The sequence below is a fragment of the Microbacterium sediminicola genome (assembly GCF_039531125.1).
GTDB classification, from domain to species: Bacteria; Actinomycetota; Actinomycetes; order Actinomycetales; family Microbacteriaceae; genus Microbacterium; species Microbacterium sediminicola.
In genome coordinates, this window is record NZ_BAAAPL010000002.1 from 372498 (window position 1) to 391107 (window position 18610).

The following is an 18610-nucleotide window of genomic DNA, read 5'->3' on the forward strand; positions in this document are numbered from 1 at the left end:
GTTAGTAACTAACATTCTGTTGGGCAAGAGGGTCATCCCGCCTTCCGCCGAGTCCGTGGCGGACCCCTTGCGACGGACTGAACAAGTGTTTAGCATGGTGAACATGCGTTCAGCACACGATGCCCCCACTCCGGATCGCATCCGCGACGTCGCGATCTCGACGTTCGCCGAGGCGGGATTCGATGGCGCGAGCCTGCGCGACATCGCGAGGCGCGCGGGCGTGAGCGCGGCGCTCATCGTCCACCACTTCGGTTCGAAGGACGGTCTACGCGCGGCGTGCGATGCGCACGTCATCCAGGTGCTCGTGACGGACAAATCACAGACCGCGGGCGCCGGCGCATCGGGGATGATGCGCGCCGCCCTCGCCGACCGCGAGCGCTACCTGCCCCTCATGGACTACATGGCGCGGATGCTCACCTCGGGCGGCCCGGCAGCGGACGCGCTCTTCGACCAGCTGCTCGCCGCGACGCGAGCCGTCCTCGACCAGCAGAGTGCGGCCGGGATGCTCGCGCCGCAGTCGGATGCCGAGGTCACTGTTGCCGTCGTGACGATGTACGGCCTCGCCCCACTGCTGCTGCGCCACCAGCTGGCGCGCGCCCTCGGTGAAGACGGGTTCACCGAGACGCTGCTGCGCCGCCTCACCCTGCCCCTGCTCGAGCTCTACACCCACGGGCTCTACGCCGACGACCGACTCCTGGATGCCGCGCGCGAAGCCCTCGACACCTCGTCCCCCGAAAGGAGCGGGCAATGAACAGCCCGGCCCTCGAACTCACCAATCTGCACAAGCGCTACGGGCGCAACGTCGCCGTCGACTCGATCTCCCTGGCGGTCGAGCCCGGCACGGTGTTCGGCCTCATCGGGCCCAACGGCGCCGGAAAGACCACGACCCTCCGCATGCTGTTGGACATCATCCGTCCCAGCGGCGGCTCGGCGCGCGTCCTCGGCGAAGATCCCCGCGTGGGCGGAGCGGCCCTCCGCCGACGCATCGGGTACGTCCCCGGCGAGCTGCGGATGGAGGGACGCGTGACCGGCGCGCGCCTGCTCGAGTTCTACGCGCGCGTCTCCGGTCCGGTCGCACCCGGTCGCATCTCGGGCCTCGCTGACCGGCTCGGCTGCGATCTGTCCCGCCCCGTCAGGACGCTCTCCAAGGGGAACAAACAGAAGCTCGGCCTCATCCAGGCCTTCATGCACGATCCACCGCTGCTGGTGCTCGACGAGCCGACGAGCGGACTCGACCCCCTCATGCAACGCGAGTTCCTCGGCCTCGTGCGGGAAGCTCGTGCGAACGGTCAGACCGTTCTGCTCAGCTCACACGTCCTGAGCGAGATCCAGCAGGCCGCCGACAAGGTCGCGGTGCTCAGCGCCGGTTCGATCGTGGCATCCGGCCCGGTCGATGCGCTGCGTCTGAGCGCCCTGAGACGCGTGCGGGCGGTGCTGGCCGGAACCAACGCGGACGAGGTTCGTGTGGCGCTTGCTCCACTCGCTCCGGCATCCCCGCCGCAGGTCGATGCACGCGACGGCCGCGTCGTGGCACACGTCGACATCGAGGGCGACATCGACGGGCTCGTGAAGACCCTCGCGCGTTTCCACGTCGCCGAGCTCGTGATCGAGGAGCCCGATCTCGAGGAGTCGGTGCTGCGGCTCTACGGTACGACCGCGAAGGAGGTGGACTGAGATGCGACGCATGCTCCCCGTGACACTGCGTGGTCTCCGCGACGGCTGGCGCGGCACACTCGCCTGGGCGGTCGGCCTCGTCGCCGCGCTCTCGCTCTATCTGCCGTTGTACCCGAGCTTCGGCACGAACGGCTCGCTCCAAGACATCATGGCCAGCCTCCCGCCGGAGCTGATCGATACCCTCGGCTATGACCAGATCGGCACGGGCGCGGGATACGCGCAAGCCACCTTCTTCGGTCTGATCGGATTCGCCCTGGTCGTGATCGCCACCACGGCGTGGGGCGCCGCGGTGATCGGCGGCGCCGAAGAGAGTGGGCGCCTCGAGCTCGACCTGGCCCACGGCATCGGCCGCGTCTCCTACACCCTCCAGTCGGCGCTCGCGATCGGCATCCGGCTGCTCTTTCTGGGACTCGTCGTCGGCTTGACGATCGGTGCGCTCAATGCGCCGTCCGAGCTGGAGCTGGATGCCGCGCACATCGCGGCTGCGACGGTGGCCCTGTGCGGGCTCGGCGCGCTCTGTGCGTCGGCGGGGCTGCTCGCCGGCGCCCTCACGGGTCGGCGCGTCGCCGGGGTGGCAGCCGGCGCAGGTGTGGCCGTCTACGGCTACGCGGTGCAGGCGGTCGCGAACCAGTCGGAGGAGCTCACCTGGGTCGAGCGACTCTCCCCGTACGCCTGGGCCTACAGCGGCGCGCCGCTGGAGAACGGACTGACCTGGGGTATCGCCGCCGTGTGGGGCGTGTCCCTTGCGCTGCTGGCCGCTGCCGCGCTCGCGCTCCGAAGCCGGGACGTGACCGGCTGATCGTCAGCGGTAGTCGGTGAGGGCGCGCAGCGGAGGCTGTGCGCCCTCGTGCGTGACGGCATCCGCCCCGACCGCGCACGCGACACGCAGGGCATCCTCGTCCGGCCAACCGGCGTGCAAAGCCAGGGTGATCGCGGCGCTGAAGGCATCCCCGGCCCCCACAGCGCTGACGGCGTCGACCTGCGGGGACGGCGCCGAGGCGACCTCCACCCCGTCTCGCAGGAGGGACGCGCCGCGCGCGCCGTGGGTGATCACGACCAGTCGTGCCCGCGCCAGCGACGGCAGCGCAGCGTACTCCGAGTCATTGACGATGATGAGGTCCGCACGCTGCAGCACCGCGTCCGACACCGGGCGGGCGGGCGCCGCGTTCAGGACGAAGTAGCCGGCGACGTGCGCAGCCAGCTGCTCGATGGCGGCGTCCGGAATCTCCAGCTGTGCCAGAACAACCTCGTTCGCCGCGTAGTCGACGCGACCGGTGACCTTGTCGTTGGCACCGGCGCACACGACGATGGAGTTCTCGCCGGCGGCGTCGATCGTGATCAACGCGGTCCCGGTCGGCGCATCCACCGGAGCGACAGCGGCGACATCCACGCCGGCAGCGCGCAGGTTCTCGACCATGGCCTCGCCGTCAGCGTCACGGCCCACGGCACTCACCATGCGCACCTGAGCGCCCAGGCGCGCGGCGGCGACCGCCTGGTTCGCGCCCTTTCCTCCCGCATCGCGGCGAAGCGCAGAGCCGCGGACGGTCTCGCCGGGGACGGGCAGAGACGCCACTGTGGCGCTGATGTCGACGTTGATGCTGCCGACCACGCAGAGGGGCCCGAGTGCGCTGTGTGCCATGGCGACCATTCCATCACGCGACGACTGCGGCGCGGCACGGGGTATAACCAAAGGAGTGCTTTCGCACCGGACAGTGCCGTCCCGACCGCCCACCTGCAACCTTCTGGAGCGACATGTCCACCCGCATTCCCGTCTACCTCGACTGCGACACCGGCGTCGACGACGCCGTCGCACTCGCCTATCTCCTGCGCTCGGATGCCGTCGACCTGGTCGGGATCGGCACCGTCAGTGGCAACATCGACTCCGCGCAGGCCGCGCGCAACACCCTCGATCTGCTCGAGTTGGCGGGTCACCCTGACATTCCGGTGGCGATCGGCGCGCACGATCACGTGACGCACCCCTACGGCGGCGGCGCCAAGCACGTGCACGGCGAGAACGGCATCGGCGGTGTCGAACTGCCGCGTGCGGCGGCGGAGCCCGACGCCCGCGACGCGGTCCAGCTGCTCATCGACCTATCTCATGCCCATGCGGGAATGCTTCAAGTGTTGACGATCGGCCCGGTCACCAACATCGCGCACGCGCTCGAGCGCGACCCCTCGCTTCCCTCCCGCATCGCCGGGGTGACGGCCATGGGCGGCGCCGCGCTCGCACAGGGGAACATCACCCCGGTGGCCGAAGCGAACATCTACAACGACCCGGAGGCGGCGGATGTGATGCTGCGCGCGGACTGGGACACCGTTCTCGTACCGCTGGACATCACCATGCAGCACACGCTGCATGACGGCGACCGCGAACGCCTGCTCGCCTCGAACGACCCGTTCGTGCGAGCCGTGGGCGAGATCCTCGACCACTACCTCGACTTCTACGTCGAGGAGTTCGGCGAACGGCTGAGCCCGCTGCACGACCCCCTCGCGGCGATGGCCGTGGCCGGTGCTGCGGGAATCGGGCGCCCCCTGCGCGTCCCCGTCGAAATCGACACCACGCAGGGCCCGGGGCGCGGACAGACCGTCGTCGACATGCGCGGTCAGCGCCGCGGCCCGCGAGATCACGCGGGAGTGCGCACGCTCGTTCTCTTCGACGGCGAGGAGTCCCTGGCGGAGGATCTCATGGCCACGCTGCTGCGCGGCGCCTGAGCGCTCACGCGATGGGTGCGGCCGTCGGCGGCTCGGGCTCGCCCGCCGCACCCTTTCGCGGGCGCGCCGGCGCCGTGCGCACCGCCCCGATGCTGGCGGCGATCACCAGCGCGATGCCCAGCACCTCGAGCCAGCTGAGCTGCTGACCCAACAGCACGAGCCCGGCGATCGCCGCCGTGGCGGGCGCGAGGCTCATCAGGATGGCGAAGGCGGATGCCGCGACTCGCCGCAATGCGAACAGCTCCAGCGCGTACGGGATCGTCGACGACAGCACGGCCACACTCGCACCCAGCGCCAACAGGTCGAGCCGCAGCAGCGCCGATCCCGCCGCGAAGGTTCCCAGCGGCGCTGCCGCGAGCGCGCCGACCGTCATCGCGAGGGCGAGACCGTCGAGCCGCGGGAAGTCTGAGCCGACACGTGCCGACGAGAGAATATAGAGCGCCCAGCTGGCGGCGGCCCCGAGCGCGAAGGCCACTCCGACCGGATCCAGGCGCTCCCAGCCGCCGCCCGCCAGCGCGACGACACCGACGAGCGCGAGCAGCGCCCACAGCCACGCGACACCGCGGCGCGCTGCCACCACCGAGAGGACAAGGGGTCCGAGCACCTCGATCGTCACGGTGACTCCGAGCGGCAGGCGCTCGAGCGCCAGATAGAAGAGTGCGTTCATGAGCGCGAGCACGAGCCCGAAGACGAGGACGCCGCGCCAGGCGGGCCAGCTGTGCCCACGCAGCGTGGGGCGCGCGATCAGCAGCAGGACCATGGCAGAAAAGGCCAGACGCAGGAAGACGATCCCGAGCGGACCCACCTGAGGAAACAGCAGCACCGAAATCGATGCGCCCACCTCTTGACAGATGAGACCGACGACGACCAGGCCCGACGCGACTGTCGGAGATGCGCCGCGGGTCACGGAGCGGGGAGCGGACACACCGCCCGCTGCAACACCGCCTCCTGCTGCTGCTCCGCCGTCCACGGAAGACCAGCCGCAGGCGCCGTCTCACCGGAGGCCGCAGGCGCCTTCGAGGCGATTGCCGCGAGCTCCCACGCCAGGTCTCGCACCACCAGGCTGCTGGCCGCGGTGTTGTTGAGCACGACCGCGACGGTGAGCCCCGTCTCGGGGTCGGCGTACGCGGCGGTCATGTATCCGGGCAGCGCCCCGTGCTGGCCGATGAGCGAACCCGCCTGGAACGCCCCGCCGGTGTAGGTGTACCACGACGGGCTGCTGGAACTCACCGGGAAAGGATTGGCGAACCGGGTCTGCCCCTCGCCGAGGAGAGCCCCCGTGGCGAGCGCCTGCACGTAGCGGCCGAGGTCAGAAATGGTCGAGACGACACCGCTGTCGGCCCATCCCATGCTGGCTGAGGCTTCGGTGAGATCGCGCGGCTCGGTGCACTGCAACTGACCGTCCTCGCCGCGAAGCGACTGTCCCCCGACGAGCGAGAGGGCTTCCGAGTCCCCGGCGGGCGTCGCCGGCTCATCGCCCGGCAACCAGGTCGATTCCAGACCGAGCGGCTCGGTCACGTAGCTCGCGATGAGATCGCTCAGCGGTCGATTGGTCGCCGCCTCCAGTGCGGTCCCGAGCAGGATGTAGCCGGCATCCGAATTGACGAACCCCGAACCGGGGACCGTGTCGCGCTCCTCGCCGACTCCAAAGGCAGCCAGCTCAAGGGGCGCCCAGATGCGGTCGGGGGTGGCGACCCATTTCGGCCAGAGGACATCGGCATAGGTGCCAAGGCCGGAGGTGCTGTCGCAGAGCTGGCCGAGGGTCATGTCCGTGAGTCCTGCGGCCCCCGGTGCTGACTCCGAGACCACATCATCGAGGCTGACGACGCCTTCGTCTGCGAGCGCGTAGAGCACATCGCAGGTCATCGCGCGGGTGATGCGCGCCGCGCGGAACTCCATGTCGGCGTCGACCGGTTCGCTGCCCGTGGCCGTCTGAGTCCCGACGCCCGCGATCCACTCGCCGCTCCAGGGCGCCCACACGCCGACGATCGCCCCGGAAGAGCCCGTCGCCGCCATCGCCTCGGTGACGGCGGCCTCGAGCTGGGTCTGTGTGTCGGCCGGGAACGCCGCCTCCACCTGCGCAGGGAGATCGATCTCAACCGCATCCGCCCCCGCGCACGCCGAGAGCGCGAGTGTCGCGGTGAGGATCCCGACCGTCGCCCCCACGACGTGCCGAGCCCGGCGGACCGCCCTTGCCATACCGAACCCCCGATGTTGTGCCGTTGCATTCAAACACACGAAGATCACACCGAGGTCACGGCACGTAGCCTGTCACCATGACCCTGCGATTCGACGACGCCATCCGAGCGGGTGTGCTCGGACACATGAATGACGATCACCGCGACGACAACCTCCTCATCGCCCGGGCCTTCGGCGCCGGCGGGGAGGTCGCGGCGTCGCGGATGACAGACTTCGACGGCGACGGCGGCCTGTGGGAGGTCGACCTCGCAGACGGCACCTCGACCGAGGTGCGCGTCCCCTGGCCGGGCGGGCCCATCACCGAGCGCCCCGAGATCCGCCGCGAGATCGTCGCCCTGTACGACGAGTCGTGCCGTCGCCTCGGCATCCCTCCTCGCCCCCATGCCTGACCAGCGAAAACAGTCGTCCCGCACGAAACCAGTGGTTCCGCACGCACGTAGCCACTGGTTTCGCGCGCAGGAGCTGGTTTCGGCGGATATTTACGGCGCTAGGACTTGTTAGGTTCCGCTTACCTGAAGGTATGCTGGGCAGTATGAGCGAACTCATCCCCTTCTCGACACTCCTGCGCGAGCGCTCCCAGAAGGCCCACGCGGGCAGCGAGCACTCCGGGTTCATGTCCGACCTCATGAAGGGGGAGGGCACGCGCGAGGACTACGTCGCACTCGTGGCCCAGCACTGGTTCATGTACGACGCGATCGAGCGCGCCGCCGAGGTCATGCGCGACAACCCGATCGCCGCCCCCTTCGTGACAGAGAAGCTCACGCGGCTGCCCGCGATCGAGGCCGACCTCGAGTTCCTCATCGGACCGGACTGGCGCGAGCAGATCACCGCACTCCCGGCGACGCAGCGCTACATCGACCGCATCGATGAGGTCGGCACGTCATGGCCGGGCGGATTCGTCGCCCACCACTACACCCGCTACCTGGGCGATCTGTCGGGCGGACAGTTCATCGGCAAGATCATGTCGCGCCGGTTCGGGTTCGGCACCAACGGCATCGGGTTCTACATCTTCGACGAGATCGCCGACCCGGCGGCGTTCAAGGACGTCTACCGCGAGCAGCTGGATGCCGCGCCGTGGGACGCGGCCGAGCAGGAGCGCGTCATCGACGAGGTGCTGCGCGCGTACCAGTTCAACACCGACGTGTTCGTCGATCTCGCCGCAGCCAAGGCCGCCGCGGCCTGAGTCACGCGCTGGCCTCAGCCCCGCTGGGCGGCGGACATGAATCGCTCGACGTCGGGGTCCACGCGGATGTCGCGGGGCCGGAGCGGGCGGGAGAGGTAGAGCCCGTCGAGCGAGGTGAGTCGGCTGAGCGCGACGTAGGTCTGGCCCGGAGCGAACGCGCCCGAGCCCAGATCGATCACCGCGCGGTCATAGGTCTTTCCCTGCGACTTGTGGATCGTGATCGCCCACGCCAGACGCAGCGGGAACTGGGTGAACTCTGCCACCACCTCGCGGGTCACCGACTTGTTGACCGAGTCGTAGGCGTAGCGCAGCTTCTCCCAGACAGCGGGCTCGACATCTACGTCTTCCCCGTCGATCTCCACGCGGACGCTGCCGCCCGCGATCCGCACGACGGTTCCGATCGTGCCGTTGACCCACCGCGGCGGCTGCCCCGGATTCGAGATGTCGTTGCGCAAGAACATGACCTGCGCGCCGACCTTCAGGTGCAGCTCGGGGTCGGCCGGGTAGCCGCTCTCTCCGCGTCCGAAATCGCCGTTGACCTCCGCGAGCGCCGCCTGGCTGCGCCCGGGCAGCGCATCCAGGTGCCGTCGGTTGATCGAGGACACGATGTCGTTGCGTGTGGCCAGCGTGATGATCGGGACTTCGCCGGGTCCAGCTTCCGGAGGGGTACGCGCGCCGGTGTCGTTCAAGATCTCGGCGAGGTCCGACGTCACCCGACCGTGCCGCACGGCGTTGAGCATGCGACGGAAGCGAGGGTCGGCCTGACGGTGGATGTCCACCAGCTCGTGGATGCGCAGCGCAGCGCCGTATCGGCCGAGGTCGAGCAGGGAGGTGCCCTCGGCGCCGGGCAGCTCGGGATCCGAGCCCGCCCACACCCGCGCGTCGAAGAACCAGAACGAGCGGTAGTGATCGTGGACGTAGCGCAGTTCGTCCCCGCGCCGAGGCGGGACCGGAGCCAGCTGGTAAGGATCGCCGAACATGACGATCTGCACACCGCCGAAGGGCTCGGAGCGGCGGCCCCGAGCCTGGCGCAGCGATCTGTCGATCGCATCCATCACGTCGGCGTTGACCATCGAGATCTCATCGATGACCAGGGTGTCGATGGCGTTCAGCAGCTTGCGGGTCGCGGCAGGATGGTCGAGTTCGGCATCCGCGATCAACCCGATGGGAAGGCGCAGCAGCGAGTGGATCGTCTGCCCTTCGACGTTGAGCGCGGCAACCCCCGTGGGCGCGCATACGGCGATCTGCTTCTGCGTGTGGTGGGCGAGATACTGCAGCAAGGTCGACTTGCCGGTGCCGGCGCGGCCGGTGACGAAGACGTGCTCTCGGGTGTCCTCGATCAGACGGAACAGCTCGGCCTGCTCCTTCGACAGCCCGGTCGCATCCACCGAGCCATGGTAAACGCTCAGGCACTCTCACAGGACCGCTTCCTAAGCTGGGTGTCATGACCAGCGTGGGGGAGACGCTTTCGGATGCGTCGGCGCGCGATCCGCGCACTCCCTCGCGCGCCGATCGTCGACGCCGCAAGCGCTCCACCCGCGCCGACCTGCTGTTGCTGGGTGGCATCGGGATCCTGCTCGTTCTGGCGCTCATCGCAGGCGGCGTCACCATCGTTCAGACCTTCTATAGTGCGTCGGCCTTCGTCGAGCGGTACCTGACGCTCCTCGCCGACGGACGGGCGGCAGAAGCGCTCGCGCTGCCGGGCGTCGCACTCGATTCCGAGGAACTCGAAGCAGCAGGACTTCCCAGCTCCGCGTCCGATGCCTTGCTGCGCAGCGCCGCATTGGGCTCTCTCACCGACATCCACGCCATCTCTCACACGGAGAGCGACGGGGTCGTGACCGTGACCGTCTCCTACACCGCCGGCGGTCATGAGGCGACGTCGCAGTTTCAGGTCGAACGGGCAGGTTTCCTGGGCATCGCACCGCGATGGCAGTTCGCCCAGAGCCCGATCTCGGTCATGGAGCTGACCGTCAACGGCTCCACCTCGTTCGCCGTCAACGGCTTCGAAGTGGACAAGCGCCAGGTGTCGGCGGACGGCTCGGCCGCGGACCTGTCGGCGCCGGTGTCGTTGCTGGTCTTCTCCCCCGGTCTGTATTCGGTCACTGTGGATACCGCGACCGCGACCTCGACCGGCGTCGCGATGCTCTCGGATGTCGCGTTCACATCCGTGCCCGTGACCGTCACCGCCGAAGCCACCGAGGACTTCGTCTCCCTCGTGCAGGATCAGGTCGACGGATTCCTGGACCAGTGCACCACCCAGCAGGTGTTGCTCCCGACCGCGTGCCCGTTCGGCTACGAGACCAACGACCGCATCGTCACGCTCCCGGAATGGTCGATCATCGACTACCCCGAGGTCACGCTGGTCGCCGACGGTGCCGGGTGGGACATCCCCGCAGCGACAGCCATGGCTCACATCGAGATGGACGTGCGCTCGATCTATAGCGGCGCTGTCAGCACACTCAGCCAAGACGTGCCCTTCGTGGTCACCGGTGCGATCACGATGCAGCCCGACGGCAGCGCGTCGATCTCGGTCGCCTCGGGCTGAGCGGAACTAGCGGCCCGCTCGCGCGTCGCGCTCCGCCAGGCGCGCGAGCTTGGCGTTGTACTCCTCGAGCTCGGCATCCGCCGTGCGGTCCGCGTGCCGGTCGGCGCGACGCTGCAGGCGCTCGTCACTGCGACTCCACTGGATGGCGACCGTGATCGCGAGGATCAGCGTCGGGATCTCACCCACCGACCATGCGATGCCCCCGCCGATGTACTGATCCTCCAGCGGTGTCGCCCCCCATGTGCGCCCCATCGACCCGAACCATTCGGCGACCATGAGTCCACTGTTCATCATGAGCGCGATCCCGAAGAACGCGTGCATCGCCATGACGCCGATGAGAACGAGCAGGCGGAACGGGTAGGGAAGACGATAGGGGATGGGGTCGATGCCGATGAGGGACAGGACGAAAAGGTAGCCGGTGACCAGGAAATGGAAGATCATCCACTCGTGACCGAGGTGGTCGTACAGGCTCCACCGGAATAGGTCGGTGAAATAGAACAGCCACAGCGAGAGCACGAAGTTCGCGGCGGCGAAGTACGGGTTCGTGATGACCTTCGCGAACGGTGTGTGGAGCGCCCACATGATCCATTCGCGCCCACCCCGCGTGCCGTCATCGCGTTTGCGGATCGTCCGCAGCGCAAGCGTCACGGGCGCCCCCGCGACCAGCATGAGCGGTATCGCCATCGTCAAGAGCATGTGCCCGAGCATGTGCACGCTGAACAAGTACTCCTGATAGACGGCGTGCGCGCCGTTCGTGACCCAGAGGAGCATGGCCATGCCGGCGACCCACAGGATCGTGCGATAGAGCGGCCAGCTGTCGCCACGCTTTCGCAGTCGCCGCACGCCGGCGAGGTAGAAGAACACCCCGAACGCGCAGGCGAACACCCAGAGCACATCGATCTCCCACTCGGTGATCCAGCGCAGCGGAGTGAGTTCGGCAGGAAGCGCCGCGCCGGTGAGGAACTCGGCGGGAGTGCGCAGCTCGGGCAACGTCGTGTCGACCGGCGGAGGGGTGCGTGACAGGGCCACAGCGGCGCCGCTCGCGATTCCCATGAAGACGATCTCGGCGAGGATGAGGCTCCAGAACGAGCGGGCGGCGCCGCTCTCACGGAGTCGCCCGATGAGGCGCAGGCGGTACCAGGCGCCGAAGAGCCCGAGCGCGAGGAGCGCGACAACCTTGACCATGAGGATCGCGCCGTAGGGCGAGAAGAGTCCGTCCACAGTGACGACGCCGATCGCCGCGCGCACGAGCCCGGAGCCTGCGACGACGACGAATCCGATCAGCGCGATCGTCGAATAGCGCGAGAGCGCGTTGGCCATACGGGTCCGATCCAGCAGCGGCCGGACGACCACCATGAGGATGAGTCCGCCCAGCCAGAGCGCGGCACCCTCGACGTGGAGGACCGTCGCCATCACCGCCGCGTTGTGGTTCGCCTCCTCACCCGAGTGCCCCTGGGTGGCGACCGGGACCAGAGCGGTGACCGCGACGATCGCGACGAGGAAGGTCCCCGTCCAGCCGCGGACGGCGAACGAGAGCACGGTGACGACGGCGCCGAAGATGGTCGTCAGCAGCCACGAGCGACCGAGGTCGGTGTCGGTGAGGAACCGGCCCAGTTGAGCGCCGAACTCGGGGCCGATCGTGATGGCCGCATTGAAGGCATCCACGAAGGTGAGGAACCCGGTCGCACCGGCGGCGAGCGTGAAGACGGCTGCCGAGGCCGACGTCATACCCAACGCCGCCTCGAACGCGGGTTCGTCGGGGGTGAGAGCCCAGAGCGCAACCACCACCGAACCCACCATGCCCGCGGCAGAGAGGTTCGTCGCGAGCGTCATGGCCGGCAGACCCCACCGCACGACGGGACCGGCATCGCCGATCACGAGCGGTGTCGCGCCGCCGCCGTAGGCCAAGGCGACGACCATGACGGCGAGGGCGACCACTGCGAGCGTCGCGGGACCGACGGCTCGCAGAAGGCGGGGATTCACCCCCCTAGCCTAGGCGCGGGTTGCGGGAATCCCATCCGGAGATCAGACGATCGCTTCGGCCTGCTCTCGCCGCTCGCGGCGGCTCGTGCGGACGTCGGAACCCTCGATGAGGCGCTTTCGCGCTGCTCCCGAGATCGAGTCCACGATGATCGTGACGACGATGATGACCACGAGCGTCACGCCGATTTGTGCCCACTCGCGGCGGTTGAACAGCTGCGACAGGAGGGAGCCGATGCCGCCCGCGCCGATCACACCGAGCACCGCGGACGCGCGGATGTTGACTTCGAAGCGGTAGAGCCAGAAGGCGAGGATCTCGGGGAGCGCCTGCGGCACGATCGCCCAGCGGATGCGCTGGAGCGGACCGGCCCCGGAGGCGATCGCGGCTTCCACCGGGCCCGGGTCCGTCGCCTCAATCGCCTCGGCGGTGAGCTTGCCGAGCGTGCCGATCGATCCGATGCCGAGGGCCAGCGCACCCGTCAGGGGTCCCAGACCGAAGATCGGCATGATCAGCACGATCGCGAGGACCACCTCGGGGAGGGCGCGAATGGCGTTGAGGATTTGGCGCACGACGAAGACGACGCCCGGCGGGGAGATCGTGCGGGCCGCGAGGAAGCCCAACGGCAGCGAGAGAGCCGCGCCGATGAGCGTGCCGATCCACGCCATCTGCACCGACTCGAGCATGCGGCTCGTCGCCAGGGCCCAGTATTCGTTCCAGGGCTCGGCGAACGGGTTCTGGAAGACACCGGAGCCCATGAGGACCGCGTAGTTGCCGACCGCGCCGGGAAGTCCGAGAAGGCGGGCCCAGTTCGCGTCCACCAGCCACACCGCGACGACGACCACGGCGGCGGTCACGATCAGCCAGACCGTCGACCAGGTCTTGCTGGGAGGCTGAGGGCGCACGGTGCTCATGTGATCCTCCGCCGGATCGCCTGTGAGGCGACGTCGATCGCGAGCACGACGACGAATGTCGCGATCGCGAGCGCCGAGATGTTCTCCCACTCAAAGCGTCCGAGCTGCACGAGCAACACGTTTCCGATGCCACCGGCGCCGGCGGCGCCGATCACGATCGATGCGCGGATGTTGAGCTCGAAGACGTAAAGGCTGTAGCTGAGGAAGTTCGGCAGCACCTGCGGGTACACCGCCCATCGCGCGCGCTGGATGCCATTGGCGCCGGAGGCCGCGGCGGCCTCGAGCGGCCCTCTGTCGACCGCGTCGATCGACTCCGAGGTGAGCTTGGCGACGATACCGAGGTTGAACATCGTCAGGGCGAGGATGCCGGCAAGCGACCCGACACCGACGAGGGCGACGAACAGGAACGCGTACCCGATGTCGGGGATGGAACGGATCACCGACAGGGTCCACTTGATGACCTGGTGCCACGCCTTGTTCGGCAGCGTGACGCTGGAGGCGAGCATTGCGGCGACGAGCCCGACCGCGCAGCCGAACAGGCTCGCGAGGACCGCGATCGCGAGGGTCTCGAGCCAGGCATTGCCGACCTCGAAGATGAACAGCCAGTTGGGGTGCAACAGCTGCTCGAGGATCACCCACCCGCGGCCGAGATCGGTGAACAGCGGCGCCAGCGTGAACCCGATACCGGCACCGGCCCAGATCGTGAAACCCACCACCACGACGACGACGGCAGCGGTCTTCCATGACCTCCGCGGCTTCGTCGGCCGTGCGGTCGTGCTGCTCGGAGCACTCAGGGTCGTCATGCGTCGCCGCCGGGCAGGACGTCCGAGGCGTTCAGCGACCGGCCGTAGATCTGCTCGAACACGGCGTCGTCGGCATCCGCCCCCGTGCCGTCGAACACCACCTTGCCGCCGCGCATACCGATGATGCGGTCGCCGTAGGTGCGCGCAAGGTCCAGGAAGTGGAGGTTCACGATGGTCGTGATGCCCAGCTCGCGGTTGATGCGTCGAAGGTCCCGCATCACCTGGTTCGCCGTCGGCGGGTCGAGGGAGGCGACCGGCTCGTCTGCGAGGATCACCGACGGCTCCTGCGCGAGCACGCGCGCGATGGCCACACGCTGCTGCTGCCCCCCGGACAGCTGCGAGGCACGCACCCATGCCTTCTCGACGATGCCGACCCGCTCCAGCGCCTGAAACGCGATCTCGCGGTCCTCCGGCTTCCACCAGCCCAGGAGGGAGCGCAGCGTGGACGTCTGGTGCAACCTTCCGACCAACACGTTGTTCATCACCGAAGTGCGCGAGACCAGGTTGAAAGACTGGAAGATCATGCCGACCTTGGCACGCAGCGTCCGGAGGTCCCGCGCACGCGCGCCGCTGACCTGCTGGTCACCGACGGTGAGGGTTCCCGACGTCACCGGGACGAGGCCGTTGATCGTGCGGACGAGGGTCGACTTTCCGGCACCCGAGAGCCCGACCACCACCACGAATTGACCGTCGGGGATCTCCAGGTCGATGCCGTCGAGACCGAGTGTGCCGGTGCCGTAGCGGACCGACACGTTGTCGAAGCGAATTACCACAGTGCCACCATGTCGGATGCCGGGCGGCCGGGGAAATCCCGACCGCCCGGCATCACTGCCGTGCGAGAAAGAACGATCAGCCGAAGTTCTCGTAGACCGCGCGGGCGTTCTCGAGTGCCTCGAGGTCCGCGGGAACGAGACCGTCGATCGAGTACACCGCGTCGAGCACCGCGGCGCCGTCCTCGGTGTCTGCGATCGCGAGGAAGGCGTCGGCGATCTTGTCCTGCCACTCTGTGGAGAGCGTTCCGCTGACGGCGACGCCGTCGTTGGGGATCAGCGTCGAGTGCGCGAACACGACGACCTTCTCGCCGATGTCGGGGGTCTCCTCGGCGAGGCTGGTACGTGCGTCATTGAAGCTCGTCCCGATGACCGCGTCGCCGTCGTACACGGCACGTACGGCGTTGGGGTGACCACCGGCGAAGAACGCGCCGCTCAGGTCGTTGATGTCCAGGCCGAGCAGGCCGAGCTGGGTCGCAGGGTAGTAGTAGCCCGATGCCGAGCCCTCATCGACGAAGGCGATCGTCTCGTCCTGGGTGACGAGAGCCAGTGCATCCTCGCCCAGCGGGCCGACGTTGCCCTCTTCGGTCCCGTTGCAGTAGAGGTAGTCCACACCATCGTCGTCGGTCTCGGTGACGATGTCGGTGAGGCAGTACGTGTCGGGGTCGTTCGTGAACCACTGCGTCACGTAGACGCTGTCGCCGTAGCGGACCGACTGGAGGATCGGAACGGCGCCCGCCTCGTCCTGCGCCTGCACCAGGCCGATGGGACCGAACATGCCGATCTGAGCCTGGTCGGTCTGCATGGCCACCACGAGGCCCGCATAGTTGTCGGTGATTTCGGCGGTCACGGGGATCCCGAGCTGCTCGGTGAGGAGGTCAGCCAGTGCGTCGCCGTCGGTGACGAGCTGATCGACATCCTGCGAGGGAACCAGGCCGAGGACGAGCGCCTCGGGGTCGGCGCCGGCGTCATCGGTGCCGGCGCAGCCGGCGAGAACGAGGCCGAGACCCGCGACGGCGGCCGCGGCGGTGAAGAGTTTGCGAGAGAACACGACGATATCTCCTAGTGCTGTGTTGAAGATGCGACAGATGTGATGCGTTCGGCCGGGATCACCGGTGCGTTCCCCCGAACCGTTCGGCCAGGCTACGAGGTGAATCAGAGCGCCTTGCGCGTGTTTACATGTTGTTCTTCAGGCCGACTTCGCCGCGACATCACGGCCTCTCCGGGCATGAGAAAACGGGGCATCGCTGACGCGATGCCCCGTTCCGAGAACTGCGGTGACTACTTGCCGGCAGCCTTGAGCTTGGCGCCCGCGGTGACCTTCACGCGCGTGCCAGCGGGGATCTGGATCTCGGCGCCGGTCTGGGGGTTGCGACCGGTGCGAGCCGAGGTCTCGACCTGCTCGAACGACACCCAACCGGGGATCGAGACCTTGCTGCCCTTGGCAACAGCCTCGGCAACGGTCGAGAACAGCGCGTCGATGACGCCCGAGACTGCGGCCTGGCTCTGGCCCGTCGAGGCGGCGATGCTCGCAACGAGCTCGGTCTTGGTGATGGACTTTTCAGCCATTGTGGTTGTCCTCCAAGGCGGTGAAGTCTCCGCCCTTGTGCACGGACCGGGTGGATTCACCCGGCTGGTCTGACCGACCGTGCTCGAATATACGCGAGAGCCGCGTGATTTCGCGGATTTCCGGACACATTCGGCCTCATACGACGGCGTGTCGGGGTATCTGCTCCTGCGAAGCATCCCGATTTCGTCGACGTGGCCCGCATAGCGGGATGCCTCGGCAGAAATGGGATGGTTCGCTGAGGGGGCTCATGCGGTGTGCGCGGCGATGACGCCCCGGGCGGTGCGCAGGAACGCCTCCTCCACCTGGGCGACTCCGTCGAGGTATCCGCCCACGAGGGCCGCATCGCGCAGCAGCACGAGGGATGCCGCTACCTCATCCGGATCCGTCAGGCCGGCCGCGGTGGCAAGGTCTGTCATGCCGCCCCGGAACCACTCGCGGTGCGCGGCGATGACGTCACGCACCGGGCCTTCGTCGGGGTACTCGGCAGCCGCATTGATGAACGGGCACCCGCGCGTGTGACGCAGCGCGATATCGGCGGCGATCCCCTGCAGCGCGAGCTCGAGGAGCGCCGCCGGTTGCGCTGTCTGGTGTGTGGCCGCGGCGAACAGTTCCCGCAGGCGCCGGTCCTCCCCCTCCAGATAGGCGACGACGAGCGCCTCCTTGCCGCCGAACTGCTTGTACATGGTGGCGCGGGTGACACCAGCGGTCTCGATGATCCGGTCCACGCCGACGGCGTGGATCCCCTCGCCGTAGAACAGTTCGGTCGCAGCATCCAGTAGTCGCGCGCGTGCGGATGAGGGGCGCGAGGCGGGGGATGAGTGCTGTGCGGCGGTGTTCATGGCGGGTCCCTGTTCATCGTGGCATCCGGAGCGACGCCCCGGGGACTCTCGAAAAAGACTCTCGGGAATATCTTGTGTAGATAGAACGTTCGGTCTACTATCGCACACAGAAGCCCAGACCGGGCGAGATCACAGAAGTTTTTACATCCACTCCCCCACGCACCACCTCACAAAGGAAAGACATCATGGACACCACCTCCACCCACAAGGCACCGATCGTCCTCATCCACGGACTGTGGATGACACCCACGAGCTGGGACACCTGGGCCGAGCGCTTCCGCGCCGCCGGCCACGACGTGATCATCCCCGGCTGGCCGGGGATCGATGACCGCACGGTCGATGACATCCGCACCAACCCCGATGCCCTCAAGGGCATCGGCATCGCCGAGATCGTCGACCACTACGAGGGCATCATCCGCGCCCTTCCCGAGAAGCCCATCATCATGGGGCACTCCTTCGGGGGGCTCTTCACCCAGATGCTCGCCGACCGCGACCTCGGAGCGGCATATGTCGCCGTCACCCCCGCTCAGCCCGCGGGCATCACGACTCTCCCTCTCACGACCCTGTGGACCGGGACCCCGATCTTGTCGAATCCCTTTGGCAAGAACGGCGCGAAGCAGCTCTCGAAGGCGCACTTCCACTTCACGTTCGGCAACGACCTGAGCCGCAAGGCATCCGATGAGCTCTGGGCGCAGTTCGCGGTCCCGTCCTACAACAAGGTGTTCTTCCAGGGCGTCGGCGCGGCGTTCAACGAGAAGGGGGGCGCGTCGCACGTCGACTTCGGCCGCACCGACCGCGCCCCGCTCCTGATCATCGGCGCCGAGAAGGATCACGTCGTGCCACCGGCCATCGCCACGGCGATCGTGAAGAAGTATGCCGCCACCGGCAGCCCTGCCGTCGTGGAGTACCGGCAGTACGCCGGCCGCACCCACCGCATCGTCAGCCAAGACGGTTGGGAAGAGGTCGCTGACTTCGCTCTCGACTGGGCCACCACCCATGCGAAGGCCCCGGTCGCCGGCTGAAATCAGCTGAACTGCGCGGACACGCGCAGGCACAAAGCGAGAACGCCCACCCCCGGACGGGGGCGGGCGTTCTCGGACGTCAGTGCTGGCTTACCAGGACGACTTGGTGACACCGGGCAGCTCGCCACGGTGCGCCATGTCGCGGAAGCGCACGCGCGAGATGCCGAACTTCGTCAGCACGCCGCGGGGGCGACCGTCGATCGCGTCGCGGTTGCGCAGGCGAACCGGCGACGCGTTGCGCGGCAGCTTCTGCAGGCCGACGCGAGCGGCTTCGCGCTCTTCGTCCGATGCGTTCGGGTCGACGAGCTGCTTCTTGAGCTCGAGGCGCTTGGCGGCGTAGCGATCCACGACCTCCTGGCGCTGCTGGTTGCGGGCGATCTTGCTCTTCTTAGCCATGA

Annotated in this window: 20 protein-coding genes; 8 read left to right on the forward strand and 12 right to left on the reverse strand. The window is 68.2% G+C overall.

All coding sequences use genetic code 11. The features are described 5' to 3' along the window. The first annotated feature begins 103 nt into the window (after positions 1–103). The 3 genes from ABD206_RS10285 to ABD206_RS10295 are packed head-to-tail and all read left to right on the forward strand — an operon-like array spanning position 104 to position 2473. A complete protein-coding gene (locus ABD206_RS10285) occupies positions 104–751 on the forward strand; it encodes a TetR/AcrR family transcriptional regulator (protein ID WP_344072193.1) in 648 nt (215 codons plus the stop codon). Then, the gene (locus ABD206_RS10290) at positions 748–1674 is read left to right on the forward strand and encodes an ABC transporter ATP-binding protein (protein WP_344072195.1); all 927 of its coding nucleotides are present in this window, start codon (positions 748–750) and stop codon (positions 1672–1674) included. Before ABD206_RS10285 ends, ABD206_RS10290 begins: the two co-directional genes overlap by 4 nt. A gap of 10 nt (positions 1675–1684) precedes the next feature. After that, positions 1685–2473, forward strand: a complete 789-nt coding sequence (locus ABD206_RS10295; RefSeq protein WP_344072198.1) for an ABC-2 transporter permease — start codon at positions 1685–1687, stop codon at positions 2471–2473. Positions 2474–2476: 3 nt separating this feature from the next. Here the strand turns inward: ABD206_RS10295 and ABD206_RS10300 are convergent, their stop codons facing one another. Next, a complete protein-coding gene (locus tag ABD206_RS10300) occupies positions 2477–3313 on the reverse strand; it encodes a ribokinase (protein ID WP_344072203.1) in 837 nt (278 codons plus the stop codon). Between the two features lie 113 nt (positions 3314–3426). On the opposite strand from ABD206_RS10300, the gene ABD206_RS10305 reads away from it, so the two are divergent. Further along, complete coding sequence (locus ABD206_RS10305; protein WP_344072206.1) at positions 3427–4386, forward strand: nucleoside hydrolase; 960 nt, start codon at positions 3427–3429, stop codon at positions 4384–4386. 4 nt (positions 4387–4390) lie between these two features. Here ABD206_RS10305 and ABD206_RS10310 read toward each other — a convergent pair whose 3' ends face one another. Together ABD206_RS10310 and ABD206_RS10315 are read right to left on the reverse strand one after the other, a co-directional pair. Then, complete coding sequence (locus ABD206_RS10310; protein WP_344072208.1) at positions 4391–5293, reverse strand: EamA family transporter; 903 nt, start codon at positions 5291–5293, stop codon at positions 4391–4393. Then, positions 5290–6585, reverse strand: coding sequence for a serine hydrolase domain-containing protein (locus tag ABD206_RS10315; RefSeq protein ID WP_344072210.1), 1296 nt, complete (start codon positions 6583–6585; stop codon positions 5290–5292). Before ABD206_RS10315 ends, ABD206_RS10310 begins: the two co-directional genes overlap by 4 nt. Before the next feature lie 77 nt (positions 6586–6662). Between ABD206_RS10315 and ABD206_RS10320 the strand changes: the two genes are divergently transcribed. Beyond that, positions 6663–6974: a DUF2470 domain-containing protein gene (locus ABD206_RS10320; protein WP_344072212.1), complete on the forward strand. Its 312-nt coding sequence runs from the start codon at positions 6663–6665 to the stop codon at positions 6972–6974. 143 nt (positions 6975–7117) lie between these two features. Continuing rightward, the gene (locus ABD206_RS10325) at positions 7118–7768 is read left to right on the forward strand and encodes a biliverdin-producing heme oxygenase (RefSeq protein WP_344072215.1); all 651 of its coding nucleotides are present in this window, start codon (positions 7118–7120) and stop codon (positions 7766–7768) included. A 14-nt stretch (positions 7769–7782) separates the two neighbouring features. Here the strand turns inward: ABD206_RS10325 and ABD206_RS10330 are convergent, their stop codons facing one another. Next, a complete protein-coding gene (locus ABD206_RS10330; protein ID WP_344072217.1) occupies positions 7783–9156 on the reverse strand; it encodes an ATP-dependent DNA helicase in 1374 nt (457 codons plus the stop codon). Between the two features lie 56 nt (positions 9157–9212). Between ABD206_RS10330 and ABD206_RS10335 the strand changes: the two genes are divergently transcribed. Then, complete coding sequence (locus ABD206_RS10335; protein ID WP_344072220.1) at positions 9213–10316, forward strand: hypothetical protein; 1104 nt, start codon at positions 9213–9215, stop codon at positions 10314–10316. A 6-nt stretch (positions 10317–10322) separates the two neighbouring features. Here the strand turns inward: ABD206_RS10335 and ABD206_RS10340 are convergent, their stop codons facing one another. The 7 genes from ABD206_RS10340 to ABD206_RS10370 all read right to left on the reverse strand — a co-directional run bounded on the left by ABD206_RS10340 (position 10323) and on the right by ABD206_RS10370 (position 17190). Next, positions 10323–12299: a bifunctional copper resistance protein CopD/cytochrome c oxidase assembly protein gene (locus tag ABD206_RS10340; protein ID WP_344072223.1), complete on the reverse strand. Its 1977-nt coding sequence runs from the start codon at positions 12297–12299 to the stop codon at positions 10323–10325. A 42-nt stretch (positions 12300–12341) separates the two neighbouring features. After that, positions 12342–13208 carry a phosphonate ABC transporter, permease protein PhnE gene (gene phnE / locus ABD206_RS10345; RefSeq protein ID WP_344072225.1) on the reverse strand — a complete coding sequence of 289 codons (867 nt, stop codon included), beginning with the start codon at positions 13206–13208 and terminating at the stop codon, positions 12342–12344. Further along, positions 13205–14011, reverse strand: coding sequence for a phosphonate ABC transporter, permease protein PhnE (gene phnE / locus ABD206_RS10350; protein ID WP_344072227.1), 807 nt, complete (start codon positions 14009–14011; stop codon positions 13205–13207). The genes phnE (ABD206_RS10345) and phnE (ABD206_RS10350) overlap by 4 nt, the downstream gene beginning before the upstream one ends. Next, complete coding sequence (gene phnC, locus ABD206_RS10355) at positions 14008–14784, reverse strand: phosphonate ABC transporter ATP-binding protein (RefSeq protein ID WP_344072229.1); 777 nt, start codon at positions 14782–14784, stop codon at positions 14008–14010. Before phnC ends, phnE (ABD206_RS10350) begins: the two co-directional genes overlap by 4 nt. 76 nt (positions 14785–14860) lie before the next feature. Next, entirely contained in the window at positions 14861–15832 is a 972-nt protein-coding gene (locus ABD206_RS10360) for a phosphate/phosphite/phosphonate ABC transporter substrate-binding protein (RefSeq protein WP_344072231.1), read from the reverse strand. Positions 15833–16062: 230 nt separating this feature from the next. Then, positions 16063–16350 (reverse strand): HU family DNA-binding protein, encoded by a 288-nt coding sequence (locus ABD206_RS10365; protein WP_344072233.1) that lies wholly within the window; start codon positions 16348–16350, stop codon positions 16063–16065. A 246-nt stretch (positions 16351–16596) separates the two neighbouring features. Then, on the reverse strand, positions 16597–17190 hold the full coding sequence (locus ABD206_RS10370; protein ID WP_344072235.1) for a TetR/AcrR family transcriptional regulator: 594 nt from the start codon (positions 17188–17190) through the stop codon (positions 16597–16599). A 185-nt stretch (positions 17191–17375) separates the two neighbouring features. On the opposite strand from ABD206_RS10370, the gene ABD206_RS10375 reads away from it, so the two are divergent. Beyond that, positions 17376–18212, forward strand: coding sequence for an alpha/beta hydrolase (locus tag ABD206_RS10375; RefSeq protein ID WP_344072237.1), 837 nt, complete (start codon positions 17376–17378; stop codon positions 18210–18212). A 90-nt stretch (positions 18213–18302) separates the two neighbouring features. Here the strand turns inward: ABD206_RS10375 and rpsN are convergent, their stop codons facing one another. Then, positions 18303–18608: a 30S ribosomal protein S14 gene (gene rpsN / locus ABD206_RS10380; RefSeq protein ID WP_344072240.1), complete on the reverse strand. Its 306-nt coding sequence runs from the start codon at positions 18606–18608 to the stop codon at positions 18303–18305. Between the last annotated feature and the right edge of the window lie 2 nt (positions 18609–18610).